The organism is Mesorhizobium sp. M1066, from assembly GCF_040318635.1.
Classification (GTDB): domain Bacteria; phylum Pseudomonadota; class Alphaproteobacteria; order Rhizobiales; family Rhizobiaceae; genus Mesorhizobium.
Genome location: NZ_JAMYMR010000118.1, coordinates 1 through 975, shown reverse-complemented (window position 1 = coordinate 975; position 975 = coordinate 1). Strand labels below are relative to the sequence as shown.

Genomic DNA, 975 nt, shown 5'->3' with positions numbered 1-975 from the left:
TAGATGTCGACCGAGACGTTCTTCAGCACCTTGATGTCGCTGCGGCCATAGGCGGCGGTGACGTTCTTCACCGACAGGAACGGCGACGTGCCGGGCTTCTGCTCCTGATGCTCGATCTCATGCACCGAGACCAACGCATTGGTGTATTCCTGGCGCGGCTCCTTGATGATCTGCCTTGTGCCGCCCCATTCGACTAGCCTTCCATGGCGCAGCACCATGATCTCGTCGGAGACCTGGGCGACGACGGCAAGGTCATGGGTGATGTAGAGCGCCGCGACATGGGTGTCGCGGATGGCATCCTTGATCGCCGCCAGCACGTCGATCTGCGTCGTCACGTCGAGCGCCGTGGTCGGCTCGTCGAAGACGATCAGGTCCGGCTCCGAGCACAGCGCCATCGCTGTCATCACGCGCTGCAGTTGGCCGCCCGAGACCTGGTGCGGAAAGCGCTCGCCGATGGTTTCGGGGTTCGGCAGGCTGAGCTTCTTGAACAGCGCAACCGCGCGCTTCTCGGCCTCGGCACGTGTCGCCGTACCGTGCAGCAGCGTGGCTTCCACCACCTGGTCCATCAGTCTGTGCGCCGGGTTGAAGGCCGCTGCCGCCGACTGCGCGACATAGCAGACTTCGCGGCCGCGTAATTTGCGGAAGCCGTCCTTGCCGCCCTTGAGGATGTCGCGGCCGTTCAGGATCACCTCGCCGCCGGTGATGCGCACGCCACCGCGGCCATAGCCCATCGACGACAGGCCGATGGTCGACTTGCCGGCGCCGGACTCGCCGATCAGGCCGAGCACCTTGCCCTTCTCGAGCGTCAGCGAGACATCGTGCACCAGCACGATGTTCTTCGGCGGCTCTCCGGGCGGGAAGACGGTGGCCTCGATGCGCAGATTGCGGACGTCGAGCAGCAGGCCAGGTTTCGCTTTGCTGTCGGCCATCACCCGCGTCCTCCCTTGAGGCTTGTCGTCCGGTTGAGCACCCAGT

At 64.9% G+C, this 975-nt stretch carries 1 protein-coding gene; it reads right to left on the bottom strand.

Translation table 11 applies throughout. The annotated features are described in order from the left end of the window. A partial coding sequence (locus NKH52_RS35380) for an ABC transporter ATP-binding protein (protein WP_352968523.1) occupies positions 1-929 on the bottom strand: 929 nt, incomplete at its 3' end. Positions 930-975: the final 46 nt, after the last annotated feature.